Source organism: Hymenobacter sp. 5516J-16, from assembly GCF_022919335.1.
GTDB lineage: Bacteria > Bacteroidota > Bacteroidia > Cytophagales > Hymenobacteraceae > Hymenobacter > Hymenobacter sublimis.
On the sequence record NZ_CP095058.1, the window covers coordinates 103,204 to 128,157 of the forward strand.

General features: G+C 59.6%; 27 protein-coding genes, 1 tRNA gene and 4 pseudogenes. 21 read left to right on the plus strand and 11 right to left on the minus strand.

The window, feature by feature from the left end; genetic code table 11:
• Nucleotides 1–78: 78 nt before the first annotated feature.
• From MUN84_RS00545 to MUN84_RS23360, 5 genes and pseudogenes are all read right to left on the minus strand, one after another.
• Entirely contained in the window at nucleotides 79–702 is a 624-nt protein-coding gene (locus tag MUN84_RS00545; RefSeq protein WP_244696187.1) for a Maf family nucleotide pyrophosphatase, read from the minus strand.
• The gene (locus tag MUN84_RS23340) at nucleotides 683–1,003 is read right to left on the minus strand and encodes a hypothetical protein (protein ID WP_317239052.1); all 321 of its coding nucleotides are present in this window, start codon (nucleotides 1,001–1,003) and stop codon (nucleotides 683–685) included. Before MUN84_RS23340 ends, MUN84_RS00545 begins: the two co-directional genes overlap by 20 nt.
• Nucleotides 1,004–1,008: 5 nt before the next feature.
• Nucleotides 1,009–1,985: pseudogene (locus tag MUN84_RS23345) on the minus strand (DUF1015 family protein).
• 145 nt (nucleotides 1,986–2,130) lie between these two features.
• A complete protein-coding gene (locus MUN84_RS23355; RefSeq protein WP_317239055.1) occupies nucleotides 2,131–2,304 on the minus strand; it encodes a pyridoxine 5'-phosphate oxidase C-terminal domain-containing protein in 174 nt (57 codons plus the stop codon).
• Nucleotides 2,305–2,405: 101 nt separating this feature from the next.
• Nucleotides 2,406–2,780, minus strand: a pseudogene (locus MUN84_RS23360) (pyridoxal 5'-phosphate synthase); the annotation flags it as partial.
• Nucleotides 2,781–3,027: 247 nt separating this feature from the next.
• Here MUN84_RS23360 and MUN84_RS00560 point away from each other — a divergent pair.
• From MUN84_RS00560 to MUN84_RS00570, 3 genes are all read left to right on the plus strand, one after another.
• The gene (locus MUN84_RS00560) at nucleotides 3,028–3,594 is read left to right on the plus strand and encodes a YqgE/AlgH family protein (protein WP_244696188.1); all 567 of its coding nucleotides are present in this window, start codon (nucleotides 3,028–3,030) and stop codon (nucleotides 3,592–3,594) included.
• 45 nt (nucleotides 3,595–3,639) lie between these two features.
• A complete protein-coding gene (locus MUN84_RS00565; protein WP_244696189.1) occupies nucleotides 3,640–5,940 on the plus strand; it encodes a DUF349 domain-containing protein in 2,301 nt (766 codons plus the stop codon).
• 155 nt (nucleotides 5,941–6,095) lie between these two features.
• Nucleotides 6,096–6,168 (plus strand) — tRNA-Thr (locus tag MUN84_RS00570).
• A gap of 1,505 nt (nucleotides 6,169–7,673) precedes the next feature.
• On the opposite strand, the gene MUN84_RS00575 is transcribed toward MUN84_RS00570, so the two are convergent.
• Nucleotides 7,674–7,880 (minus strand): hypothetical protein, encoded by a 207-nt coding sequence (locus MUN84_RS00575; protein ID WP_244696190.1) that lies wholly within the window; start codon nucleotides 7,878–7,880, stop codon nucleotides 7,674–7,676.
• Nucleotides 7,881–8,022: 142 nt separating this feature from the next.
• Here MUN84_RS00575 and MUN84_RS00580 point away from each other — a divergent pair, with 142 nt between their 5' ends.
• Nucleotides 8,023–8,466 carry a BLUF domain-containing protein gene (locus MUN84_RS00580; RefSeq protein WP_244696191.1) on the plus strand — a complete coding sequence of 148 codons (444 nt, stop codon included), beginning with the start codon at nucleotides 8,023–8,025 and terminating at the stop codon, nucleotides 8,464–8,466.
• Here MUN84_RS00580 and MUN84_RS00585 read toward each other — a convergent pair.
• Entirely contained in the window at nucleotides 8,441–8,884 is a 444-nt protein-coding gene (locus tag MUN84_RS00585) for a hypothetical protein (RefSeq protein WP_244696192.1), read from the minus strand. The genes MUN84_RS00580 and MUN84_RS00585 overlap by 26 nt on opposite strands.
• 460 nt (nucleotides 8,885–9,344) lie before the next feature.
• Between MUN84_RS00585 and MUN84_RS00590 the strand changes: the two genes are divergently transcribed.
• Both MUN84_RS00590 and MUN84_RS00595 read left to right on the plus strand, forming a co-directional pair.
• Complete coding sequence (locus tag MUN84_RS00590; protein WP_244696193.1) at nucleotides 9,345–9,566, plus strand: hypothetical protein; 222 nt, start codon at nucleotides 9,345–9,347, stop codon at nucleotides 9,564–9,566.
• 403 nt (nucleotides 9,567–9,969) lie between these two features.
• Nucleotides 9,970–10,197, plus strand: a complete 228-nt coding sequence (locus tag MUN84_RS00595) for a hypothetical protein (protein ID WP_244696194.1) — start codon at nucleotides 9,970–9,972, stop codon at nucleotides 10,195–10,197.
• A gap of 86 nt (nucleotides 10,198–10,283) precedes the next feature.
• Here MUN84_RS00595 and MUN84_RS00600 read toward each other — a convergent pair whose 3' ends face one another.
• The 4 genes and pseudogenes from MUN84_RS00600 to MUN84_RS00615 all read right to left on the minus strand — a co-directional run.
• Nucleotides 10,284–10,571, minus strand: coding sequence for a hypothetical protein (locus MUN84_RS00600; protein ID WP_244696195.1), 288 nt, complete (start codon nucleotides 10,569–10,571; stop codon nucleotides 10,284–10,286).
• A 153-nt stretch (nucleotides 10,572–10,724) separates the two neighbouring features.
• Nucleotides 10,725–11,111, minus strand: a complete 387-nt coding sequence (locus tag MUN84_RS00605; RefSeq protein ID WP_244696196.1) for a 4-fold beta flower protein — start codon at nucleotides 11,109–11,111, stop codon at nucleotides 10,725–10,727.
• A 117-nt stretch (nucleotides 11,112–11,228) separates the two neighbouring features.
• Nucleotides 11,229–11,477, minus strand: coding sequence for a DNA/RNA non-specific endonuclease (locus MUN84_RS24325; RefSeq protein ID WP_410780063.1), 249 nt, complete (start codon nucleotides 11,475–11,477; stop codon nucleotides 11,229–11,231).
• Between the two features lie 101 nt (nucleotides 11,478–11,578).
• Nucleotides 11,579–12,088, minus strand: a pseudogene (locus MUN84_RS00615) (DNA/RNA non-specific endonuclease); the annotation flags it as partial.
• Nucleotides 12,089–12,392: 304 nt separating this feature from the next.
• Here MUN84_RS00615 and MUN84_RS00620 point away from each other — a divergent pair.
• The 15 genes and pseudogenes from MUN84_RS00620 to MUN84_RS00690 all read left to right on the plus strand — a co-directional run bounded on the left by MUN84_RS00620 (nucleotide 12,393) and on the right by MUN84_RS00690 (nucleotide 24,896).
• Complete coding sequence (locus MUN84_RS00620) at nucleotides 12,393–13,046, plus strand: tetratricopeptide repeat protein (RefSeq protein ID WP_244696197.1); 654 nt, start codon at nucleotides 12,393–12,395, stop codon at nucleotides 13,044–13,046.
• Nucleotides 13,031–13,588 (plus strand): tetratricopeptide repeat protein, encoded by a 558-nt coding sequence (locus MUN84_RS00625; RefSeq protein ID WP_244696198.1) that lies wholly within the window; start codon nucleotides 13,031–13,033, stop codon nucleotides 13,586–13,588. The genes MUN84_RS00620 and MUN84_RS00625 overlap by 16 nt, the downstream gene beginning before the upstream one ends.
• Before the next feature lie 338 nt (nucleotides 13,589–13,926).
• The gene (locus MUN84_RS00630; protein ID WP_410780112.1) at nucleotides 13,927–14,460 is read left to right on the plus strand and encodes an ATP-binding protein; all 534 of its coding nucleotides are present in this window, start codon (nucleotides 13,927–13,929) and stop codon (nucleotides 14,458–14,460) included.
• A gap of 320 nt (nucleotides 14,461–14,780) precedes the next feature.
• Nucleotides 14,781–15,389, plus strand: a complete 609-nt coding sequence (locus tag MUN84_RS00635) for a hypothetical protein (RefSeq protein ID WP_244696199.1) — start codon at nucleotides 14,781–14,783, stop codon at nucleotides 15,387–15,389.
• Nucleotides 15,390–15,617: 228 nt separating this feature from the next.
• Nucleotides 15,618–16,616 (plus strand): PspA/IM30 family protein, encoded by a 999-nt coding sequence (locus MUN84_RS00640; protein ID WP_244696200.1) that lies wholly within the window; start codon nucleotides 15,618–15,620, stop codon nucleotides 16,614–16,616.
• Between the two features lie 176 nt (nucleotides 16,617–16,792).
• Nucleotides 16,793–18,109: an ABC transporter substrate-binding protein gene (locus tag MUN84_RS00645; protein ID WP_244696201.1), complete on the plus strand. Its 1,317-nt coding sequence runs from the start codon at nucleotides 16,793–16,795 to the stop codon at nucleotides 18,107–18,109.
• A complete protein-coding gene (locus MUN84_RS00650; RefSeq protein ID WP_244696202.1) occupies nucleotides 18,100–18,570 on the plus strand; it encodes an OmpA family protein in 471 nt (156 codons plus the stop codon). Before MUN84_RS00645 ends, MUN84_RS00650 begins: the two co-directional genes overlap by 10 nt.
• Nucleotides 18,571–18,806: 236 nt before the next feature.
• On the plus strand, nucleotides 18,807–19,583 hold the full coding sequence (locus MUN84_RS00655; RefSeq protein ID WP_244696203.1) for an ABC transporter permease: 777 nt from the start codon (nucleotides 18,807–18,809) through the stop codon (nucleotides 19,581–19,583).
• A gap of 238 nt (nucleotides 19,584–19,821) precedes the next feature.
• Nucleotides 19,822–20,673: an ATP-binding cassette domain-containing protein gene (locus tag MUN84_RS00660; RefSeq protein WP_244696204.1), complete on the plus strand. Its 852-nt coding sequence runs from the start codon at nucleotides 19,822–19,824 to the stop codon at nucleotides 20,671–20,673.
• A gap of 139 nt (nucleotides 20,674–20,812) precedes the next feature.
• Nucleotides 20,813–21,376 carry a transposase gene (locus MUN84_RS00665; RefSeq protein ID WP_244696205.1) on the plus strand — a complete coding sequence of 188 codons (564 nt, stop codon included), beginning with the start codon at nucleotides 20,813–20,815 and terminating at the stop codon, nucleotides 21,374–21,376.
• 148 nt (nucleotides 21,377–21,524) lie between these two features.
• Nucleotides 21,525–22,127 carry a sigma-54-dependent transcriptional regulator gene (locus MUN84_RS00670; protein ID WP_244696206.1) on the plus strand — a complete coding sequence of 201 codons (603 nt, stop codon included), beginning with the start codon at nucleotides 21,525–21,527 and terminating at the stop codon, nucleotides 22,125–22,127.
• Nucleotides 22,082–22,414, plus strand: a pseudogene (locus tag MUN84_RS00675) (sigma-54 factor interaction domain-containing protein); the annotation flags it as partial. The gene MUN84_RS00670 and the pseudogene MUN84_RS00675, both read left to right, overlap by 46 nt.
• A gap of 368 nt (nucleotides 22,415–22,782) precedes the next feature.
• On the plus strand, nucleotides 22,783–22,881 hold the full coding sequence (locus tag MUN84_RS00680) for a helix-turn-helix domain-containing protein (protein ID WP_244699104.1): 99 nt from the start codon (nucleotides 22,783–22,785) through the stop codon (nucleotides 22,879–22,881).
• Nucleotides 22,882–23,106: 225 nt separating this feature from the next.
• Entirely contained in the window at nucleotides 23,107–23,733 is a 627-nt protein-coding gene (locus MUN84_RS00685; protein ID WP_244696207.1) for a hypothetical protein, read from the plus strand.
• Entirely contained in the window at nucleotides 23,670–24,896 is a 1,227-nt protein-coding gene (locus tag MUN84_RS00690) for an ATP-binding protein (protein WP_244696208.1), read from the plus strand. Before MUN84_RS00685 ends, MUN84_RS00690 begins: the two co-directional genes overlap by 64 nt.
• Nucleotides 24,897–24,954 lie beyond the last annotated feature (58 nt).

Below are 24,954 nucleotides of genomic sequence, written 5' to 3' on the forward strand. Positions count from 1 at the left end.
GCAACCTCAAGGGAGCATTAGTCTGCGCTTGAACTGAGCCGGGGCCTTTGTTAGCCCTCAGCACGATTAGCGCTCAGCTCAGAGCCCAACAGCTCCTAGCGTTACCAGTTCTTCCCAAACCCGGTGCACGGGTAGGCCCATCACGTTAAAGTAAGAACCTTCCAGCCGGGTTACCGCTACCATGCCAATCCAGTCCTGGGCACCGTAGGCTCCGGCCTTGTCCAGCGGGGAATAGTGGGCCACGTAATGCTCGATTTCAGCCAGGGTAAGCGGGCGAAAATGCACGCGGGTCTGGTCGGAAAACACTACCCGCCGGCCGTCGCCGTGCAGCAGGCACACGCCCGTGTACACCTCGTGGGCCCGGCCCTGCAGGCGCTGCAGCATCCGAACGGCTTCGGCCGCGTCAGCGGGCTTGTTCAGCACGTCATTCTCCAGGCACACAATGGTATCGGCCGTGATAAGCAACTCGTCTGGAGCCAGGTCCGGGGCGTAGGCGGCGGCCTTGTGGGCGGCTAGGTACTCGGCCACCTCGGCCCGCACCAAGTGGGCCGGAAAGCTTTCATCTACCTCCCGCAGGCGCACCTGGTACGACAGGCCCAGGTCGGTGAGTAGCTGTCGGCGGCGCGGCGAGTTGGAGGCCAGCACCAGCCGGGGCCGGCGGCTCGTAGAGGAAACCAGGGAATCAGGAGCGGAAAGCGGCATAGAAGGGCACGGTAGTTTCCTCGTCGCGGATGCTGCTAAACAGAAACCCGCCGATAGTTTTGGGGTAGAAAAACGTGGATTTGGGGGGCATTACCGCCCCGGAGTAGCACACCCGCTCCACTTCGGCCATGGTCACCTCGTTGGTAATCAGGGCGGCTCGGGCCTCGCCCCGATCCACGCGGGTTAAGCACTCGGAAAAGGTGCGCACGTAGGCAACTCCAGGCCAGTTGCGCTGCGCTTCCGGACCCACAATGCCCAGGGCTTTTTCCAGCACGAAGTAGTGCAGCACCGTTAAATCCAAGGCCTTTACCTCGGGGTAGTATCCCAGTCGAGCAGGGGGTGCACCTCCGGCCGGAGCCGGATTTTGTAGCCCTGGCCCTCGCCTAGATACAAGCCAAAGGCCCAGGGTTTGCCCGCAATGCGTTCGGGCAAATCGTAGGCGTCATCGAGGGGTAGCACCGTGAAGTACGGGGCCAGGCGCGCCAGTAACTCCTCGGTGCTCAGGCCGCCCGGTAGCTCCAGCAGCAGCCGGTGGGTCGGCAGAATGCGCAAGTCGTCGGCGGCCGCGTTGGTCAAATACATCAGGTGGAAGTTCCAGGCCTCCTGGCCGGTGTAGGCCGCGCCGGCCGCCGCCTGCCGCTCCCGCCGGTACGCCAGGGACCCTTCGTAGCGGTGGTGACCATCGGCTAGAATTACCTGCCGCTCGGCCAGCACCTGCTGAAACCGCCGAATTACACCAGCATCCTGAATGACGGCCAGCACGTCACGGGCGCCCTGGTAGTCTTCCTCCGTCTGGTAAAGCGGGTTGAGCATGGCCTCGTCCAGGTAGCGCTCCAGCTCAAACTCTTCGTCGCGGTACAGGCCGTGGGTAGCACTGGTCTGAAACTGGGTGCAGGCCAGCAGCTCCGCCCGGTCGTTGACGGACGCTGGCAAGGTATTTTCGTGGCGGAGCACCACGTTCTCGGCCCAGTCGGTGGCCCGGATATGGCACATAAAGCCCTTGCGGCAATATTCGCGGGCACTGCCGGCAAGCCGGAAGTACTGGTAGTACACGTAGATACCCGGCAGCTCATCCTGCACCACTACCCCTGCTGCTGCCACTGGCGCAGGCACTCGCGCGCGGCCGCGGCGGGCTCCTCACCCCGCGGCACCGACAAATGAATGCTGTTGAGGGGGTTGCGGTACAAAGCCTCGCGCTGCTTCGGCGACACCACGTCAAACAACGGCGAAACGTACGCGTCAATCTGTTGGCTTAGCGTGGGGTTGTAGCGCCAGCCGCGCACGGGTTGAATTTCAGCCAATTTTCTGGGCAATGAAATAAGACGATAAGGAAAAAGAACGCCGCGGCGGGCCGCATGCAGGAAGCCCCAGGAAATCGAGAGGCGGGTAGCCAGGGCGCCAAACGGTCTGCCTAGCTTTCCGCCTTTCTCAGGGCGCCAGCCGGCTTAGGCGCCACTCCAGCCCCACCCGCTCAAACACAATCCGGTCGTGCAGGCGTGAGGGCCGGCCCTGCCAGAACTCCACGCGCTGGGGCCTGAGTACGTAACCACCCCAGTGGGGCGGCCGGGGCAAAGGCTGCTCGCTGGCAAAGCGGTCCGCCACTTCCTGCTCCCGCTGCTCCAGCTCCTGCCGACTATGAATTGGCTGGCTCTGGGCGAGGCCCAAGCGCCCACCTGGCTGGCCCGGGGCCGGCTCTGAAAGTACTCCGTCGATACTGATTCCGGCGCCTTCTCCACCCGGCCTTCTACCCGCACCTGGCGCTCCAGGCCCGGCCAGAAAAAGGTGAGCGCCGCCAGCGGCGAGGTGGCCAGCTCCTGCCCCTTGCGCGAGTCGTAGTTCGTGAAAAACAGAAATCCTTCATCGTCGGGTAGACCCTTGAGCAGCACCACGCGGGCCGCCGGCTGACCGGCCTCGCTAACAGTGGCCAGGGTCATGGCCGTGGGCTCCTCCAGCTGGGCGCTGATGGCCTCCTCGAGCCAGGCCCGAAACTGCCGCACGGCGTGGGGTTGCACGTCGGCTTCGGTGAGAGTCCGCTGGGAATAAGTCTGGCGCAGGGCGGCCAGTTGCTGGTCGGTCATGGGGAGGTAGGATCGAATGGAAACGGAGCGGGGCGAGGGAGCATTTTTGGTCCAGCTTACGTAGAGAAGCAAAAGTCACCGGTCGAAAACACCCCTTTCGGCCGCAAGGTAGCACAATAGCGCCGGGCCCCGGAACCTCTGCCCCCTGCTTCGCGTACTTTCTGCGGGTACCCCGCCGCTTCAGAACCTGCACAGGAGACTGGCCCAGGCTTTTCGGCATCACATCCTCCTTAACCATTTGCTGTCCATGCCTCGTCTTCAACCTGGTAGCCTGCTTATTTCCCAGCCTTTCTTGGGCGACCCAAACTTTGAGCGCACCGTGGTGCTGCTCTGCAGCCACTCCGAGGAGGAGGGCTCCTTTGGTCTCGTGCTGAACCGCCCCGCCCAGTTGCAGCTCGGCGACGTGTTGGAGCTTCCTGGGGGCAGCCTGCTGCCGCCCGCCCAGATACCGCTCAGCATTGGCGGCCCCGTGCAGCCTGATACCTTGCACTACCTGCACCAGATGCCGGAATTGCCCCAGGCCGTACACCTCGGGCAGGAAGTGTACTGGGGCGGCGACTTCTCCGCTTTGCTGGAGCAGCTGCTGGCCGGTAGCGTTTCCCCCGACAGCGTGCGCCTGTACGCGGGCTACTCCGGCTGGACGGCCGGGCAGCTGGCCGAGGAAGTGCGGGAAAATGTCTGGATTGTGCACCCCAATGCTGCCGGGAAAGTATTTACTTTGGAAACTGATGCCTTCTGGCAATCCATTTTGCGCGAAAAAGGTGGCCGCTTCCGCGTGCTATCCAACTACCCCACTGACCCTCGTCTTAACTAAGCGCCTCCACGCACCCCGTATTTCGGGGTCTTTCAGCTGACTTTTATGCTACCCGAACAAGACGCCCCCACTCCCACCGACTCTGACAACAACGCGGAGTCGCCCCAGAGCATTCTGCAGCGTCGTCTGGCCGAAATTCAAGCCCGGCAGACCCCATCTGCCCCCGATGACATCACGGAGCGGCCCAACCAGGGAGCCCCGGCGCTGGATGAACCAGCCGGAGCTGGTACGGCCGAAGCCCTACCGCTTACTCCTTCAGCAGCTGAACCAGCTGCTGCCCCCACCTCCAGCGTTTCCACTCCAGATAATACCCCAACTGATGCCTCAACCACGGCTTCAGCCGGGGAAGAGCGCGCCGTAGCTCACTATGGCACTACCACGCCCGGCGCCGCGGCATCACCCGCAATGCCCGCCGCACCCGCCAGTTCAGCAGCGGACCCAGCTCCCGCGGCCACTGAGCCAGCAGAGGCACTGCAGGAAGACCCTCACGTAACGCCAGTGGTAGCAGTAGCCGGAACGGAAACCTTGGAAAACGCCCTGGAAAACGCTCCTACTGTTGGCTCCTTGCCCACCTCCTCTGACGCCGCTGCTACGGCCGAGGAAGAGGAAGAGTACGTTCCGGAGCAGCCCGCCCCCGATTTTACTACCCTCTCGCTAACGGAGCAGGCTGCCCATTTGCTGGCACTGGTGCAACGGCCCGATGCCCGCCAGAACCGGAAGCAGATTTTTGATCTGTTTCGCCACTACGAAACTAGCCTGCTCGCCGACCGCACCACGGCCCGGCAGCGCTTCGTGGATGCAGGTGGTCAAGCCGAGGAATTTGCCTACACCAATCCCATCAGTCACCAGGAACTGACCAAAGCGCTGCAGGAATTCCGCGACAGCCGCGCCCGCGACGCCAAGGCTGAGGACGAGCAACGCGCCAAAAATCTAGCCCACAAGCAGTACCTGTTGTCGCAGTTGCGCCAGCTCGTGGAGTCGGCTGAAACCAAGGATAGCTCGGGCCGCATCAAGGCCCTGCAGACCGACTGGAAAGCTACCGGGCCCGTACCGCAAAAGGAAGCCCAGGAACTCTGGAACAGCTACCACGCCCTGCTGGACATCTATTACAATAACCGCGGCTTGTTCTTCGAAATGAAGGAGCTGGACCGCCGCCGCAATCTGGAAGCCAAAGAAGGGCTTATTACCCGAGCAGAGGCCTTGCAGCAGCAATCCAGCATCAACAAGGCCCTGCAGGAGTTACGGCAGCTGCACGAGGAGTGGAAGCACATCGGCCCCGTGCCGAATGAGCAACGCGAAACCCTGTGGCAACGCTTCTTGCAAGCTTCTGAGCAAATCCACGACCGCAAAAAGGAATTCCTTTCGGTGCGTCAAACCCAAGAGAATGCGAACCTGGAGCGAAAAACGGCTCTGCTAGAGCAGCTGCAGCCCTACGGAGAATTCCAGACGGAACGGGTAAATGAATGGCGAGCCAAAACCGACGAGCTGCAGAAGCTAAAGGAGGCCTGGGATGCCGCAGGCCTAGTTCCGCGGGAGAAGGCGGAAGCCATGAACAAGCAGTTCTGGGGCGCCTATAAAGGGTTTTTCCAGCGCAAGAACCAGTTTTTCAAAGCCCTGGATGAGGAGAAAAACGCAAACCTCAAACGCAAACTCGACCTGTGCGAACAAGCCGAAGCAGCTCTGCAAAATCCTAACTGGGAAGAAGCCCGGGAAACTGTTATTCGGCTCCAAAAGGAGTGGAAGCTGATTGGCCGCGTGCCGGAGAAGCAGTCAGACAAGGTCTGGAACCGCTTCCGCACCACCTGCGACTCGTTTTTTGACCGCAAGAAAGAGGAAACACGCCAGCGCGAGCAGCAGCAGCACCAAGTTAGCCAGGAGCAAAACCAGCACCTACTACAGGTGGAGGAAGCCGTGGCCGCCCTTTCCCCCGATCAGCCTGGCACCCTTGAAGGATTCCGTCAGCACGTAAGCGAGTGGCGTACATTCGCCGGCGGCACCCGCAACGCCGACCGGGCCGAAGAGAAGTTCCAGAATCTGATGGGCAAATACCTGGATACCGTGCCGTCACTTTCCTATGCGGAGCGCACCGACCTGTTGTTCAGTCTGCAGGTGGAGCGCCTCAAAATCTCCCCCGATGCTCAGCAGCAGCTGTATAAAAAGGAGCAGGCACTCCGTCGGGAAATTAATGAGCTGGAAAACGATATTTCTACCCTGAAAACTAACCTGGAGTTTTTCGCTCGTTCCAAAAACGCTAATCAACTCCGGCAAGAATACCAGGGGCGGATCGACGATGCTCAGACGCGCATTGATGGGCTGAAGAAGCAGCTTCGACTAATCCGGAGCTAAGATTCCGCTGCTTATGTATAAAAAACGCCTCTTTCATTATGTTGGAGGCGTTTTTTATTTACCGGTAAGTCAGGCACTTACTATTTAGAGGTCATTAATTGTTAGAAATACTTTTGCCAGTTTAAATCCGCCTACTACTTTTGTGCCACCTCAATGCCTCCTTAGCTCAGCTGGTAGAGCAACTGACTTGTAATCAGTAGGTCGTTGGTTCGATCCCGACAGGAGGCTCACAGGATGTTAAACCCCTTGTAAATCAATGATTTGCAAGGGGTTTTTTCTTGGTGTGCCTGCTAGTGTGTCTATGTGGAGTAAGATGGGTACTGAAAGGAACACTTTCCCTTTATTCTCAGAAGTAATTGGCTTGGCGGACAGACTCTAAGTATAACCTAAGAAAAACACTGGAAATATTTTAGGAATACTCAAGTTGCGTTTGTGTGAATCCTTCTCACACTGATGTTCCACAATCAGAGTTTGAGTCTTCCCGGCTTAGGAAAGGTCAATTTTACCGCCAATCTTGAAGTCACACTTGAGGATGTTATCTAATTCTTTGATTTTTATTGGCCTACACCGTCAGCCTAACGCGCTGCTTGGCTGCTATATCCAAGTGCCTGGCATCTTATAAGAAAAGTCGTTATCAAATGCTGGTCAGGGGGTATGCCGCAAGCTCAGCTCTATCTCCACGTTGAACTCTTGCGGGTTCTGAGGAGGTGCAGCCTGCTGCCAGCCGTCCTGCACGTAGATCTGGAAGAATCTAGCGAGGTAGTGAACAACGCGTGATGGGCCGGCATTCGGTTGCTGGCGCGGAGCAGCTACTTATGTGTTGCCGCGCGCTGCTGTACCTAGGGGTCGGAACACACTGCCTTAGGCTGAAGTAGTCGTATCATTAATATTTCCTCGAATAATCAGCCTGCCCCCAATAGAATCAACCGCCGCAGGTGCACGCCATGCCCAAACAGGCGGACCACAATTCCAAAGTATAAGGCTAAATAGATTAATCGGAAATAGATCAGCACTCTAACTACCCCAAGCGAATACAAAATGTGGACTTATCAAAACGCCGTATGAGTAGAAAAGCGCTGTAGAGTTTACCTGGGTTACTAAAAAACTGTTGTTTTATTGAATCATTTCAGTAAAAAATATGATATTTATACAGTACACTACATCACCACCTTTATGGCCTTCCTTCCAGCGTTTTTAATTCGACTCTTCACCAAGAAGAGACGCTCTGTACCTACATTACAGCAGTTGGAATATCATCGGCAGGTGTATGAGGCTTGCTATTATAAGACCAAGATCTTCTGAATAATGCTGTCAATCAAAAAGCCTTAATGCAAGTGCAAGATAGGACTTTCAAAGGCAGTGTTCAGCCTCTAAGGGCTACTCTATTATATTCCAGTACGTCTATAATGTGCGTTTGACCTAAGGCCTCATTGCGAACCCGCACGCTATAAGAAGCATAAGGCAGGCCCGTAGTGGCGAGGTATTATCTGTATAGCTGGCGGCAACCACCATCTTGTAGGTAGTAACCCGCTTGTTGGAGATCAGCAGCTACAGGCCTCGGGTGTCTCGCTAACCTCTAAGGAAGTCGGGTTATACTAGTCGAAGTCTAGCTCATAGCACCTGTGTTGGGCCGTATGCGGCACGGCAGAGCACTGCTGCCAGAAAACATAATTAACAAAAAAGCCCTTCCACACCGGAGGGGCTTTTTTGTTGTGTAAGGTAGAGCAGAAGACTTACCGGCGGAAAAAGCCTTTGGCTTCCCAGGCCGCCACGTTCTGCGTGCGCACGAAGCGCGTTTCCATGTGGCCCCAGGCATCATGCTTGTACATAACCGTTTTGCCGGCTTCCCGCTGGTGCAAGGCCAGGAGTTGATCGGCATGGGAGAGAGCAGGCGCAGCTTCTTCGCTGGCTTTGCGGGGGCGTTTACCTGATGTTGACATACCAGGGCAACGCGCCACTCCTGCAAAAGGGTCCATCAGCTGCTTCGTCACGAGCGCTGACAGCTTGCTTACAAGGAAAGACTAAGCGCGTATCCTTTGTAAAACTCACCGCGTAGGTACCCTATCCCCCACGCGCCGATCCATGCATCATCTTTTATACCTGAGCAGTGCCACCCGCTCCTATGACGAAAGCCACTTGCTGGCTTTGCACACCCAGATGCATCGGACTAACCAGGCGACAGGGGTAAGCAGCCTGCTGTTGTACGGCCAAGGACACTTTCTTCAGTTACTGGAGGGAGAACACGCCACCTTGCAGCAGATGCTGGCCCGCATTCAACGCGACGTGCGCCACCACGAACTCACGCCCTTGTTTCACTACCAGTGCCCGGAGCGCTGCTTCGAGGCGACGCATATTTCCTGCTACGCACCTTCCCCGAGCCTTAGCCAGCTGGACGGGTTTCTCCCCCTGGAGCAGGTGACTACCCACTGTTACCGGGAAAGCTACACCCACCTACCCGCGCTACAAACCGTGCACGCGTTTGCCCATCAATTGCTTGACGCTACTGCGGCGCCGGTTCAGCGGTAGCCTGTTGCTGCTGCCAGCAGTTGCGCAGCCACTCTTCGGCGTCTTCCACCTGGTGAAATACTTGCAGCTGCAGCGGGCCAATCATGGGTGACAGAAACGAGCGGGTGAGAATGTCCGCCCCCGTGTCTTGTTGCACAACGTGGGCGATGCAGCGCAAGCCCAGGCGCTCGGCCTGCGGAAGCCACGCTTGCTCCAGCCACTCCAAGGTATCAAACCACGGGCCTTGCAGGGCCACGTTGTCGTTCAGTAACAGTGGGCAGGACATGCCCTGGGCCTGGTCCAGGTAGTTCTGCGCCCCCCGCATGGCTTCCAATGGGTCTACGTAACCGCGCCACGTGGCGCGCAACCAGTTGTTTTCGGCATCAAACGTGAGCGTGCACCGGCTGCCATCTGAATCCGGCAAGGAGTTAATCAGCATAGAAAGGTATAGGGGAGATGTTGCTACTCAGGGGAGGTCAAAGGTCGGTATCGGCCTAAACTCCCATCTACGCAGTTTTACTGATATTGTAATGCGGAAAACACGCACTGTTTCTGCCGCTGGCAGAAACCAATTTCCTGCTAATTACCCCAGTTATCGCCATGCGCACCCTGCCGACGTATACGCGGAGTGGATGCAGGCCTAGCGGGCTCGCCACACGGCCAAGACCCTGAACTATCCGCAGGGGCTGATCAACCGACGAGGAGAATAGCCTCCCGGCGTGCTCGCCCGGCCCGAGGAGTTTCAGTCCATTAGTTCAAGCAACTTGACTGCATAACAAAGCACCTAAATTGCCATTGTTGGCAGCAGTGCAAAACAGCGCCGCGGGTTCGACTTGCTTTTTCCTACCTTGCAGCCGCCCCACCTTTGGGGTCGTGTCTGCATCTAGCCTGTCTCTCAAGTGAAAACGCCGAAGAAAGCCCTGGCCGCTGACATCACGGCCCTACTCGCGCCCCTATTTCCCTCTCCGGTGCCGGCCACGGGTTTGCCCAAGGGAATGCAGAAAGCCATTGAGGAAGTAGCCGACACGCTATTACGCTGGCGCGCCAAACAAGAACGCCCGGCCCGGGGCACTACCCCGCCCGCGCTACCGCGGCTGGCTCCGATAAGCTGGCCCACCTGATGGAGGGGCGGCTATACCAGGAGGAGCCGGAAGCGGCCGATACGGAGTTATCTGGATCTGATCTAGGCCTAGGCCAGAGTGAACCTTGCTACCCCGATTCTGCTCAGGAGGCCGCTAGGCCCCTGCGGAAGCGCCGCCCACGTTTGGGGCCAGTTAGGGCAATGTAGCTCGCTAGTTATGCTAGCACTAGGCGCAGGAGCTGCCTCATGCTGATGTGAATCAGTTTAAAGCTGCTATTGGGGTGGTTTAGTAGGATTTCTTTCACTAAGCAGAAGGAAAACTGAGTGTGGGGTAGCGGTTATGAGCCTCCTATTAGGCTTGCTAAAGCAAGGGTGGGAAACGGTATTTGTAATATTTTGGTATGCTTGTTGCGCAGGCGAAATGAGTACAATTTTTCCGCGCAATGTCTGATACTGAAGTATCTTTCCGGGCCGCCTTGCACGACGAGCAGTTTGCTACTGCGGCCGTATTACTAGCTCAACTGATGGCCGCCCGCCACACACAACGCGGGACGTTTAGTTTCGTGCAAGATATGCGCTTGCAGCGCCATTGCCTGGATTTGGTTACGCAGCGTTCCGTTTCAGGGGCAGATGCCTTGCTGCAGGCTGCTGCGCAGTGGTCACCCCTGTAAATTATTTCCCCGTAGCACAGCTGGCGGTAGTACGGGCTACTCCTTGCTACCTACAAGCACATAAAGATGCTTTTTCTGGGCCTACTCTACAAAAAGTGCAAAGCGCTTTCCAGTAGCAACTTGTGCACGGCTCGCCACTGCAATTCCTGCTGCGCCGCCGGAGTTGCCAACAAAGCCTTGGCGGTTGCAATGCTGGTGAGCAGGGCTGCCTGGGTGGGCATAGTAGCGGCCTGCCGGCTTGCCTGGGGCCAGTTGTCCCGGGGCCACCCCACCAGAATGTATTCAAACTGGTCTGCGATGCGAACTAGCCGAGCAACCCGGTAGGGACTTGTAGGGTGCAAGGCAAGCAAGTGCAGGCGGATTGTGCGTAACAAGGCGGTCAGTTCGCCGGGCCGGGGTGGGTACGCGGGGGAGTAGCCGGTAAGGACATGAAGCAGGTGGTCAAACGTGCTGATCATACGTACTTACCTCGTTCTGGTTGAGCTTACTACCAGCCGAGCTTACCGTCCACCGCTTTTGCCGCCTGCCTACTGCCCAAAATACGTGAGAGCCGACACAGGAGACCATTCTGCAGCTCGGCGCCGACGCGCCGGACGGGGGTGCCGCCGGGGCAAGGGGCGCGGCAGCGCGGCCCAGCTAATGCGGGTGGGCAGCGCCGTAGCCCGCCGGGATATGACGGGCCGGGCCGGCCCCCCAATGGCAGTTTCAGCAAACAAGGCGGGGCGCCCGTGCCGGTCGTACAACCAGCCCTGCTCGACCCAGCCCAGGTACCGCCCCGCGGCCGTGTACAGAAACTCTCCTTCAAACCAAGCTATTAGGCTACCCTGCCCGTCGTAAATGCCTCGGCATGCCTCGTCGGCGTAAGCTACTGGCGCGCCGGTTGTGTTGTAAAGCGGAATCATGTGGTACTGCATGAAATTCCACCTATAAACGAAGCCGGCAAGCTAATCGGATTTAGGCCGGCCCATGGCTCTATGGTCGAATTGCCTTCGGCCATAGAGCCATGGGCCGGCTGACTACTTTGCCTGAAGTTACAAGGGTCCGGTATCCGGCTGACTTTCCAGTTGCTGCTGCACGGCGGGGTCCACGGCCGAGAGCAGGTCATAGCCCGTGGCGGCTTCAATGGCATCTACGCTCGTGCGATAAGTTTCCCAGCCGCCGGATACGGAATTGTTGTTGGGCATGTCCACGGCAATAACGCGGGTGTCTGGCCGCACGCGGGTAGCATCAGCCTCGCCGGTCGGCAGAATAACGATAACCTTCCACACCCGGGCGGGCACCGTGACGCGCCCCTGGTCGAGGGTGGTTTTGTAGCCCTCCGAGCCCGTTCCTCCCGGCCGTAGCTTCCGCAGATGATGTAGAGCTCCTGAGCGCCGCTCTGCAATTGCCGCCGGCAGTACTCTTCCAGCGTAGCCCAGGTTTGCTGGTTGTTGCGCGGGGCCTGGGGCATCATATTGCTCATCAGAAAGGTAGCCGAATTGTCGGCCGTTGTGCGGGTGCGGTCCGCTGAGGGGCAGTTGTGGCCCCGGTCGAAGCCTGAACCCGAGTAGCTGCCGCTGCTAACCCGGTACCAGCCGGTGGGCAGAGCCTCATCGGGCCGAAAATCATCTTGGCGGGCGGCACTGCCCAGCCAGCCGGTTGTAAGATGCCAGCTTACCCAGTTGGGCTTGCCCTGGTCGCGGTGATAGGACAAGGCGTACTGGGGTTTGAGCAGCAGGTAGTTGGTCGACAGTCGTACATCCGCAGCCGCGCCGCTCGGATTGCCCAGGGTTAGGTGCTCGGGAAGGGCTGGAGTGGGTTCGTCGTCAGAAGAACAGGACCACAGCCCGGCAAGCAGAGCCAGCCCCAGCAGGCTACAGCCGCGCCGAAGTGGAAGGAAAGAGAAAACCATAGCTGCAAAGGTAGGCGTTAGAGAATCATTCAACCCGGAGCTACGACCCTAGAGCAGCCCCTAAAAACGGCTGTTTTAGGAGGCTACAACCGCTTTTTCAGATACGGCCGGAGCCGCCCTGGGTTCGACGGGAGGTCTGCCCGAGGCCACGGGCGTGTTCTGCAGGGTGCCCCGCTCAACAACCGGGGCCCAAGAGCCTGCCTGACTGCGGAGGAGCTTCCTGCTTTACCACTCCGCCCCGCTGCCCGAAAACAGGCCGGCGCAAGAAATTTTTCGTGGCCGCTTCCCGTGCGTACCTTTCCCTATGATTCAACGCGTATTGGGGGTACTGCTGGGGCTGCTGCTACTTGTAACTGGTTCCGCCGCCTGGGCCCAAAGTCCGCAGACCCGCGCCGTGCACCAGGCCCTACGGCGCGCTTCCACCGATACGGCCCGGGTGCTGCTGCTGGCCGATCTGGCCGCTACGTACCGCTACTCCCGCTTTGACTCCGTGCAGTGGTATGCCCGTCAGGGCCTGGACCTGGCGCGCCGCATCCATTACCCCAAAGGCGAAGGGCGCTGCCTCTCGCGCATTGCCCTGCTGCTGGGCGAACGGGGCAACCTGCCCCAGGCCTTGCGGGTTGATTTGCAGGCCCTGCGCCTGAACGAAGCCAGCCACGACCTGGAGGGCACGGCCCGCACGCTCAACCAAACCGGCCTGCTTTACTTTGCCCTGGACGACTACCGCCCCTCGCTGCAGTACTTCTTTCGGGCCCGTGAGCTTTACCTGCTGGCCCGCACCCAGGATACTTCCCAGCTTATTAGCGTGCTCACCAACCTGGGCGCCAGCTACGAGGGCCTGCGCCGCTACGATTCCGCCGCCTTTTTCCTGAACCAGGCCTGGCAACTTACCCAGCACGCACCCAGCGTGCACCAGAGTTCTTGGGGTAACCCTGCCCCTACGTGCTGCGTGAGCTAGGACTGCTACAGGTGGCCCAGGGGCGCCCCACTGAGGCCCTGGCCTTCTACCGGCGCAGCGTACGGGCGGCCCTACCCGAAAATGACCACCGCAGCGCCTGCCGCTCCTACCAATACATGGCCGAGCTGTACCGGGCCCGCCACCAACCAGATTCCAGCATTTACTACGCTCGCAAAGCCCTTCGGCTCGGACAGCAATTGCCGTTTGTGGTAGGTATTGTGCGCAATAGCAAGCTACTGACGGCCATTTTTGAAAGCCAACGGCAGCCCGACAGCACCCTGAAGTACATGCGCCTGCTCCTCACGGCCCAGGACAGCCTGCATAATCCGCGGCGCATTAAGCAGCTCGATGCCATTGGATTTGCCGAGCAGCAGCGGCTCAGGGAGCTGGAAGCGGAGCGCAAGCAGTTTGAGGGCACGTGCACACCGCCGCCCTGCTGGCGGGCGTGGGCGTGCTGCTACTGGTTTCCGTGCTGCTGGGCCGTAGCAACCGCCAGCAGCAGCACGCCAACCGCCGCTTGCAAGGCCTCAACGAGCAGGTGACCCACCAAGCCAAGGAGCTCACAGCCCAGCGCGACCATCTGGCGCGCACCCTGCAGGAGCTCAAAATTGCCCAGAGCCAACTGGTGCTCCGCGAAAAAATGGCCTCGTTGGGCGAGCTGATGGCCGGAGTAGCCCATGAAATTCAGACGCCGGTTAGTTCCGTGCGCAAGTTTGCCGCCAGCAGCGCCGAACTGTGCACGGAGTTGCGTCAGGAAATCAGCAACGCCCTACCTCCCTCCCACGACCAAGAAGTTGTGGACGAGATGCTGCAAAATCTCTTGCAAAATCAAACCCGCATCCTGCAGTATGCCCAGCGGGCCGACTCCATTGTGCGCGGCATGCTGGAATACTCCCAAAACGGAACCAGCCCGCGCCAGCTTACCGAACTCAATACCCTGGCCGAGGAATACCTGCGGCTGGCCTACCACGATTTGCGCGCTAAAAACCGCTATTTCAACGCGGCCTTAACCCTGCGCCTTGATCCGGCCGTGGGCCCGGTGCAAATCGTTCGGCAGGATGTGGGTCGGGCCCTGGTGGGCATTTTCAGCGCTACCCTGCTGGCCGTGCTCCAGCGCCAGGCCGGGGCTGAGCCCGAGGAAGGATACGTGCCGCAGGTGGAACTCCGCACCCACCGCACAGCCGACAGCGTGGAGATTCTGGTGCGCGATAATGGCCTGGGATTTTCGGAGGAGGCCCTGGCAACCCTGTTTCAGCGCTTCCCCGGCCCCGACAACGCCTCCGCCGACCTGGGGCTACCCCTCAGCTATGATCTGATTACCAAAGGCCTGGGCGGGCAGCTTAGTGTAAGCAGCACCCTGCACCAGGGCACCGAGTACCGCATTATACTACCTCTGCCCGCCTACACGGCTTAGTAGCAATTAGTCGCAGGGTCAGCACTTGTCCACTCGCTCGCTTCTTTCCTACCCTTCCTTTCTGATAATGCTACCCTACCGTTTTGGTAGGGAATGCAAAACTGCGTCCTAAAAAAACTACTATAATTTATTTATTAATATTTTGATTATCAATCATTTATCGATAATTAATTATTAGTACAGCATCATCGGCATTGGTATTGGCAATAGGGCTTCATCACCCAAGCACTACCTGCTATGCCTCTTTTCGACAACATCGCCAAAGCCGCCAAGGACTTCTTCATTGAAGAAACTTCGCCCGAAGGCCCTCGGTAGCCGCAGTGAGCGGCGGGCGGCCCCTGCCAGGCTCCGCCGCGCTGTTTGCCACGGCTGCTAGCAGTCCGGCTTCACCTACCCCGCCGTCCCTGGCCCAGCCCGAGCAGCGCCACCTCGACCACATTCAGGGCCTGCTCGCCGGCAACGGCAAGGACTTCGTGGCCTACACCAAAATGGTCAGGAGTCTGCAAGCCAGCGGCCTATCGGGTCCAATTCTTTACCAAACGGCCTTTAACGCCTTTACCGCCGTGACCAGCCTGGACTTGCCGGCGCTGCTGAAATCGGCCGAGGAGTTTGAGCTAAAACTGACGGCCGACCGCAACCAGATTCTGGAGCGCCACCGCGAGAAGCTGGGCGAAATCCGCATTGCAGGCGTGGCCCCCAGCGCTTTGGTGCAGCTCCAGCAGCAGGAGCAGCAACTGCAAGTGGCTCTGACGGAGCTGGCCCGCCAACTGGAGGAAAAGCAGCAGCAACTCCAGGCCACGCGCCAGCAGTTGCAGGAGCAGCAGCAAAAAGCCGCCGCGGCCCTGGCTTCTTACGAGTTGGCCCACGCTGCCGCCGCCACGGAGCTGCAGGCCCACCGGCAGGCCACCCAATCCTTTTTGCTGAGGTGAGGGAGGAGGTAATGAGGTGATGGGGTGAGGAGGTGAGGAGGTGACAAGTAACAGGTCATGGGTGACATGCCACACGCTTTTCTGGCGGCTAGTAGCATCCTAATCTTCTTACCTCCTGCCCCCTACCACCTCCCTTATACACTCTTCACTTCTTCACTTCTTCACTTCCTCTCTTCATCACCTCTCACTTCATCACCTCTCACTTCATCACTTCATTACCTAAAAACCATGAACACCTCTTTTCCTTCCGAACTCAAACCTAGCCTGAGCGGCACCTTGCCTAAGTGGCAGCAGCCCGAGAAGGTAGCCGGCTGGGTGTTTCTGGGCGGGGTGGTGGCCGCCGGCGTGTACGGCTGGGGCACCATCGTCCCCTTTCTGGTCGACATGGTGTTCGACACCGTGAAGCTGGGCATTGGCCTGGGCGTGCTGTTTGGGGCCTTTCTGCTGCTGACCAACCCCCGTATCAAAGCGGGTTTCTGGTACGCCGGGCAACGGATTTTCCGCACCGCGGCGGGCATCTTCGTCAACACCGACCCCATCGGCATCATGGAGGACTACATCCGCTCTACTGGGCAGGAAGCGCGCAAGATGGAGGAGGAAGTGGGCCATGTGGAAGGCGCTCATGAGTTGGTGAAGCGCAAGCTGGAAGCCAACACCCTGCAGATGCGCGAGTACCTGGCCCTAGCCGACTCGGCTACCCGCCAGCGCGAGCCCGACGCCGCCGAGCAGTACGCTTCCCGCGCCGCCCAGCTTCAGGAATACAGCCAGCGCCTGCAGCCCATGCTCACCACCACCCAAAACGTGAGCCTGGTGATGCGCCAGATCCTGAAGGCTGCCCTGCGCCAAATCGACAACAGTAAATTCAAAGTAAACCTGCTCAAGGACGAGTACGAGCTGGTGAAGCGCACCAGCTCCGGCATGCGGGCCGCCATGAACATCCTGCGCGGCGACCCGGACAAGAAGTACTTCTTCGACCTGGCCACCGACCGCGTGGCCCAGGACATGGCCCAGCAGCTCGGCCAGATCAAGCAGGCCATGCGCTACAGCCAGGAGTTCGTGAAGGAAATGGACATCCAGAACGGCGTCATGAGCGAGAAAGGCCAGCGCCTGCTCGAAAAGTACCAAAAAGGCGAGTTCAACGCCCTCCTCGACGAGAAGCCCGCCCCCATGACCTCCGCCCAAACCCGCACGGCCACCACCGACGCCTACCGCAGCCTGCTGGAGTAACGCCAGCGGCTAGGAGACAGGAGCTAGAAGACAGAATTACAGCTACTTATTCCTGGCTCCTTTCTTCTCTCAAGTTTCCTTCCACTGTCCTTTCGGCTTAGTATTTCAACCTCGGCGCTTTGCTCCGCCTACCCCTATTCTAGCTTCAAACTCCTCTCTTCTAGCTTCTTACAACTATGACAACTCGCGGTAAAATTGTACTGGGCGCCCTGCTTGTGGCGCTGCTCTACTTCGGTATTAACAAGGTGGTGTCAAGTGGACTCATCTTCAAGAAAGCGGCTACCGAATCGGTGCTGCTGAACTCCATTGAGCTGCCCGCGGCCAACGGCGGCTCGCGCAGCAACGTGGTGGTGCCCTTGGCTCCGCTGCCCTCCACCACGCCTGCCGAGAAGGGCACGCCCGTGGTGTGGGAGGTAATGGCCTGGAACTCGCAAATGGCCGGGATGCTGGCCAACGGCGGCCCCCGCACCACCCAAGGCTCCAGCATGGCCGCCGCCGGCCTGGACATGCAGATTGTGCGCCAGGACGACGTAGCCAAAATGCAGGCCGACTTGGTGAAAAACGCCCTGGACTTGCAGCAGAACCCCGAAACGCCGGGCCTGCTAGTGAGCATCATGGGCGACGGGCTACCGGCCTTCTCGGCGGTGCAAACCCAACTGGAAAAAGCCGGCACTAGCCTTCAAATCATTCCCTACTCGGTAGGAAAGTCGTTTGGCGAGGACAAGCTCATGGGCCCCAAAGAGTGGCTCGACAACCCGAAAGCCGCCCTGGGCAAAACCATTGCCTGCTACCTACGCGACGGAGACCAGAACATTGCCCTGAAGTGGTGCGCCGATAATGGCCTGAAAGTCAACCCCGACGAAACCACCTACGACCCCGAGGCCGTGAACTTCCTGGCCGCTTCCGACTTCCTGGTGGCCGCCGAGAAGTACATCATCGGCAAGCCGGAGCAGCGCGTGAAGGTGGTAAACGGCAAGAATACCGGCGTGAAGGTAGATGTAGTGGCCGACGCCGTAGCCACCTGGACGCCCGGCGACGTGAACATTGCCCGCCAGAAAGGGGGCCTGGTGAACATCGTCTCGACCAAGGACTACAGCAACCAGATGCCCAACATCATGGTGACGACCAAGCGTTGGTACGATGCCCACCCGAAAGAGGTAGAAGCCCTGATGACTGCCTTCGCCGTGGCCGGCGACCAGGTAAAAAGCCACCCCGAAGCCCTGAGCCGCGCCGCCGATATTTCGGCCCAGGTGTACGGCGACAAGGACAAGCCCGGCGCCTACTGGCTGCGCTACTACAAGGGCGTGAGCGAGGCCGACCGCAACGGGGAGGTAGTGGAGCTGGGCGGCAGCAAGGCCTTCAACTTCGCTGATAATCTGGCTTTATTCGGTCTCAACGAGGGCGGCACCAACATCTACGCGGCCGTGTACAAAACTTTCGGCGACGTGCAGAGCCGCCTCTACCCCGCGAGCTGCCCAGCTACGTGCCCCTGACCCAGATGCTGGACCTCACGCCCCTGAAAAAGCTGCAGGCCAAGTACCGCGGCAAAACCCTGGCTCCGGCCGAGCAGCAACGCTTCGCCGCCGATGATGAAATCCGCCAGAGCGTGAGCAAGCGGGCCTGGAACATCGAGTTCAACACCGGGCAAAGCTCCTTTACGCCGGCCGCCGAGCGCCAGCTTCAGCAGCTCTTCAACGACCTGGTAGTAGCCGGCCGCCTGAAAGTAGCCGTGCACGGCCACACCGACAACACGGGCGACCCACAGCGCAACCAGCAGCTTTCCGAGGACCGGGCCCTGGCCGTGGAGCACTGGCTGGAGCAGCGCAGCTCCAGCGCTTTCCCGGAAGGCCGCGTGCAGGTGTACGCCCACGGTGCCCAGGAGCCCGTAGCCCCCAACGCTACCCCCGAGGGCAAGGCCAAGAACCGCCGCGTGGAAATCGTGCTGGGGAATTAGAGGGTGTGAGGGTAGGCGGGTAGGAGTTGTGTCATCCTGAGCCCTGCGAAGGACCTTCTCACTATAGAACAGCTCTGCGCCCTCTGCATCAAACACTGCGTCCTCTGCGGGCTAAGAGCGTTCGAGCTGCATTGCGCAGCTGTGAAAAGGTCCTTCGCAGGGCTCAGGATGTGACAGTCCCTGCTAAACTCCTACCCGCCTACCCTCACACCCTCCTACCCCACACCCTCACCAATATGAAATCCCTCTTCCTACCCAACGGCCGCTTGCCCCGCACCACGTTCGCCCTGATGGCGGCGGCCCAAGGTGCTCTGCTGCTGCTGCTGTGGCTGTTGTATCCGCTGCGCCTGTTTCCTTCGCTGGGTGATGTGCTGCGCGCTTTGGCCGATATGGTTACTACCCAGGGACTTATTCAGGAGCTGTGGGCCAGCATGAGCACGGCCCTGCAGGCCCTGGGCGTGGCCACGGTGCTGGCCCTGCTAATTTCCTACCTCACGGCCCTACCCTTCTTCCGGCCCCTGGCCTACGCGGCCTCCAAGATGCGCTACCTCACGCTTACGGGCCTCACCTTCTTCATGGCCCTGATGGTTAGCTCGGGCCACGAGGTGAAGCTCTCGGTGCTGATTTTCGCTACCACCGTGTACCTCGTGACGGGCATGACCCGCGTGATTCTGACCACCACCCAGCAGGAAATGGACCACGCCCGCACCCTGGGGCTGGGCGAGTGGCGTAGCTTCTGGGAGGTAGTCGTGCTGGGCAAGCTGGCGGAGATGCTGGAGGTAGTGCGCCAGAACTTCGCTATCATCTGGACGATGATTACCCTGGTGGAAACCCTTTACCAATCGGAAGGCGGCATTGGCCTGCTGCTTTACAAGCAAAACCGCTACCTCCACCTCGACGGGGTAGTCGCCATTCAGCTCGTTATCCTCGCCGCCGGCGCCGCCCAGGACTACCTTTTCGGCCTGCTGCGCCGGGTGTTTTTCCCTTATTCAGAGCTGGCAGCCGTGCGGTGATGAAGCAGGAATGCCCCCAAGTAACGCTAGCTCGTCATTCCAAGCTTGCCGAGGAATCTCGCGGGCTGACGTTGCCACACTATCTGCCCTGCTGATCCCCGCGAAGCATCTACACTGCTTCTTTTGATTACCACTTCAACGTCAGCATGCGAGATGCTTCGGCTGCGCCGCTGCAGGACGGCTTGGAGCAGTCAAAACGTCAAACTCACCATCTAACTATTTCACCATCTCACCACCCATGACCCCATATTTCTACAAAGCCCCCGTCCTGACGCTCGACAATGTGTCGATGCAGTTCGAGGGCGAAACCATTCTGCGCGACATTTCGGCCCAGGTGCTGGACGTGTGCCGGCCGGGTATGAACCAGGGGCAGGTGGTGGGTTTTTACGGCCGCTCGGGCATGGGCAAATCGGTGCTCTGCCGCATTATGGCCGGACTGATGGCCCCGAGCCAGGGCACGATACTGGTGGGCCAAGAGCAGCAGGAAGTAGCGCCGGGCGCGGTGGGCTTCGTGCAGCAGCAGTATCCGCTGTTCAACCACCGCACCCTGCACGACAACCTCCTAGTAGCCGCCGCCCGCAAATACTTTGATACCGTCGAAGCCCGGCGCCAAGCCGACGCCTACCTGGAGCGGTTTCAGCTAACCGCCCACCGCCGCAAGTACCCGGCCCACCTCTCCGGCGGGCAGCGCCAGCGCGCCGCCATTGCCCAGCAGCTGCTTTGCTCCGACCACCTCATCCTGCTCGACGAGCCCTTCTCCGGCCTCGACGTGGCCATGATAGATGAGGTCAAGAAAATCATCCTCGAAGTCACCACCATGGACGAGCTGAACACCGTCGTCATCGTCTCCCACGACATCCAGACCACCACTGCCCTTGCCGACCGGCTCTGGCTGCTAGGCTACGAGCGGGACGCTAGCGGCCAGCTCCTCCCCGGCGCCACCATCAGCCCCCAGCACCAGTACAACCTTGCCGAAATGGGCCTGGCCTGGCACGAAAACGTGGAAGCCGAGCCAGAGTTTAACCGCTTCGTGGAGCACCTGAAGGATGAAATTCGGGGAGTGCGTGAGGATAAAATTGAACGGCTGTAGAGACGCGACACTTCGCGTCTCCTCGTTGAACGACCATTCCAGAACGGATACCTTGCTTTTAACGACTCTCTAACTTACCGTTCAACGAGGAGACGCGAAGTGTCGCGTCTCTACATCGTGCTAAAAATTAGAATACAGTATGGCGGATCTTTATCAAGACAAATACCAAATCCCCTCTACCCGTTTGCCAGGCTATGACTACGGACAAAGCGGGGCCTATTTCGTGACAATCTGCACTAAGGACTGGCAACCGTATTTCGGTAATATTGAAGCTCCCGGCGGTAATTGGGATGCTGCTTTTCTACGGCCGTCGGTGCTCGGAGAGAAGGTGCGGAAATGCTGGGCAGCTATTCCGCAGTTTGCGCCGTTCGTGCACCTGGATGCGTTTATCTTGATGCCAGATCATATGCACGGCATACTACTGCTCGATAAGGATGAACCGGTAGGACCCGGCACGTCTCTGCAACCATCCGGCAATCGTTTTGGCCCACAGTCGCAAAACTTGGCGTCCGTCTTGCGCGGCTTTAAATCGGCGGTGACAACGTATGCCCGGTATCACAATCTGGAATTTCAGTGGCAAACTCGCTTCCATGACCGGGTGATTCGCAGCAGCGTGGAGTTGGACAAGATTCGAAACTACATTATCACCAACCCAGGCCGCTGGGAAAAAGAACTCGACAACGGCCAAGGCCTTTACCGCTGAACGATGTAGAGACGCGACACTTCGCGTCTCAGCGTCAGAACGACCAGGAATTGCGCATTCTAAACAACGTCAGCAACGATTGAGACGCGAAGTGTCGCGTCTCTACATCGTGCTACTTTTGCCTAATTTTTCATTCTTAATTCCCTCCATGCCCACCGGTACCCTGCTCCTAATTGACGACGAAGCCCGCCTGCGCCAGCTGTTGGCGCGGGTGCTGGAGCTGGAAGGCTACTCCGTGCTGCAGGCCCCCGATGCCAGCCGCGGCCTGGAGCTACTGCAGCAACACGCCAACGAGGTGCTAGTGGTGGTGTCCGACGTGAAGCTGCCCGACGCCCACGGCGTGGACCTGATTCCGCGCCTCAAGGCCAAGGCGCCCGATATGGAGATTGTGCTGCTCACTGCTTTCGGTACCATTCCGGATGGGGTGCGAGCCATGAAGCAAGGCGCTTTTGATTACCTCACCAAGGGCGATTTTGAGCAGCAATTGGTGGTAGTAGTGGAGCGGGCTGCCGAAAAAGCCCGCCTGCGCCGCCGCGTGGCCGAGCTGGAGCGGCGCATGGGCCAGCGCTACAGCTTCGAGAGTATGATTGGCGCGGCCCCCACCTTGCGCCGCGCCCAAGACTTGGCCCGCCAGGTAGCTCCCACCGACAGCACCGTGCTGCTGGAAGGCCCACGGGCGCGGGCAAGGAACTGTTTGCCCAGGCCATCCACGAGGCCAGTGAGCGAAAACACAAGTCCTTCGTGGCTGTGAACTGCTCGGCTTTCCCGAAGGATTTGCTGGAATCGGAGCTGTTTGGCTACAAGAAGGGCGCGTTTACGGGGGCCCTGGCCGACAAGAAGGGCCTACTGGAAGAAGCCCACGGCGGCACCTTGTTTCTGGATGAAATTGGGGAGCTGGAGCTGAACGTGCAGGCCAAGTTTCTGCGGGTGCTCGAAACGCGCCAGTTTACCAAGCTCGGCGACACCAAGCCTACCAGCGTGAACGTGCGCCTAGTGGCTGCCACCAACCGCAACCTCAAGCAGGAAGCGGCCGCCGGTAACTTCCGCCCCGACCTGTACTACCGCCTCTCCGTCTTTACCATCAACGTGCCCAGCCTGCAGGAGCGCGCCGCCGATGTGCCCGCCCTGGCCGAGTATTTCCTGCAGCACTTTGCGGCCCAATTACGCAAGCGCCTGCCCGGCTTGGAGCCCGAATGCGTGGAGTTGCTGAGCCGCTATGAGTGGCCGGGCAACGTGCGGGAGCTAAAGAATGTGCTGGAGCGGGCCGCCATCCTGGCCCCCGCCGACCAGCCCCTGTCCGCCGGCTACCTCCCCGACGAGTTCCAGGTGTTGCCCGCCCCTTCAGCCCCGACGCCGACCCCGCCGACCAGAGCCTGCGCGCGGTGGAAGCCCGCCACATCCGGCAAGTGCTCCACCAGTGCCAGGGCAACAAAACCGAAGCCGCCCGCCGCCTCGCCATCGGCCTCACTACCCTCTACCGCAAGGTGCAGGAGTACGGGCTGTGAGCTTTTTAGGGTGTGAGGATAGGCGGGTAAGGGTTTAGGAGGGTATTGGCGTCCGGAGCCCGCGTCTCAACGACTTGCATCCGAACGACTCTGCGCATCCCTCTGCGAACCTCTGCGATAACCAACGCCCCAACGCCCCCGGCGCGGTAAGGTCCTTTGCAAGCTCAGGTTGACAGTGCCATTTTACCTTCCCAACTCCTACCCGCCTACCCTCCTACCCTCACCATGTCCCTGAAACTGAAAATCCGCCTCAGCATCCTGGTAATGCTGACTTTACTGCTGGGCTTGGGCGGGTACACTATCCTTACTATTCAGCAGTTGAACGTGGGGACGCGCAGCATTCAGCGGGCCAACTTCCGGTCGGTGGAGTACGGGGAGCAGATGCTGCGGGCCCTGGAGCAGTTACAGGATCAGCCCGCGGCAACGGCGCCGCTTGCCCAGCTCCGCCGGGCCCTCACCCGCGAGGCGGCCAACATTACGGAAGCTGGCGAACTGGAGCTGGTAGACACCCTCACCCAGCAGGTAGCCGAGTACCAGCGCCTCGTGGATGACCGGGCGCCTACCCCCCAGCAGCTCGCCAAGTTGCGCCAGCTTCGGGCCGAAACCCACCGCATGATGCGGCTGAATGCGGCTTCCTTCAACGCCCAGACCGCCCGAACCGCCCTAGCTGCCGGCCGCGCCCGCCATACCGTGCTCCTACTCCTGTTGCTGAGTACGGCCGTGGGGCTGGGCCTAATTGTGCGGCTGCCGCGGGTGGTGCTGCGGCCCTACGCCGTCTGCGGGCCGATGTGGAAGACGTGGCCAGCCCCGGCCCCGCCACCCGCGTTTCCATTGCCAAAAACGACGAGGTAGGCGCCGTGGCCCTGGCCCTAAACCGCGCCTTTGGCTACATGCAGGACCAGCGCAGCGTGACGCGGGCAGCCCTGGCCACCGAGCGCAGCCGCCTGGAAAGCCTAATTGAGCACCTCGACGAAGGCCTGCTCCTACTCGACCCCGAGCGCTGCGTGCTGCTGGCCAACCCCGTGGCCCGGGAACTACTGGGCCGCACCGCCGCCGACCTGGTAGGCCAACGGGCCGAGGAGCTGAGTCGGGAATCGACGCTGTTACACGATTTATTCCGGCCGCTGCTAGAACAGGAATTCGTCCGGGCCGGTGAAACGCCCGCCCCCGAAATGCTCACGATTCACGGCCCCGATGGCGACCCGACCTATTACCAACTCACGCTCAACCATATCGTGAGCCGCAACCGTGAAACGGAGCGCACGGAGTTCGTGGGGCATATCTTGTCCCTGCGTAATGTGTCGGACTTCAAGAAGCTGGATGAGGTAAAATCGAGCTACCTCGCCACTATTTCGCACGAGCTGAAAACGCCACTCGCCAGCATCAAGCTTAGCCTGATGCTACTCCAGGATGAACGCACGGAACCCGAAGAGCGTCAGCGCATTGCCGACGGTATCCGCGACGAAACCCAGCGCCTACTGGGCATGGTGGGCCAACTGCTGGCCGTGTCGCGGCTAGATGCTGGTGCTGGCATTCAACTTGACCTTCAACCGATTACCCTGGCCGAGGTGGTCGCCTACGCCACCGACACGGTGCAGCCCCAACTCGACGACAAGGAGTTGCAGTTACAAGTTGAGCTGCCCGCCGACTTGCCCGCTGCCCGCGCCGACGTAGAAAAAACAACTTGGGTTCTTATCAATCTGCTGGCTAACGGCATCCGGTACTCCCCGCGCGGCGCGGCCCTTACGGTGCGGGCGTACCACCACCAGGAACAGCTCGAAATCAGCGTGCAGGATTGCGGACCGGGCATTCCGGCGCAGTACCATGAGCGTATTTTTCAACGATTTGCCCAGATACCTAACACCACGGGTCATAAGGGCAGCTCAGGCCTGGGCCTCAGTATCTCGCGGGAATTTATTGCCGCCCAGGGCGGACGGCTCTGGGTGGAAAGTCAGCCGGGGCAAGGCAGCCAATTCCGATTTACCCTACCCCTGGCAACACCGGAGAAAGTATAGACAGATTTTGGCAGTCTGGCTATGTCACAAATAGCTTGTTTTTAGCTGAGTTAGATTA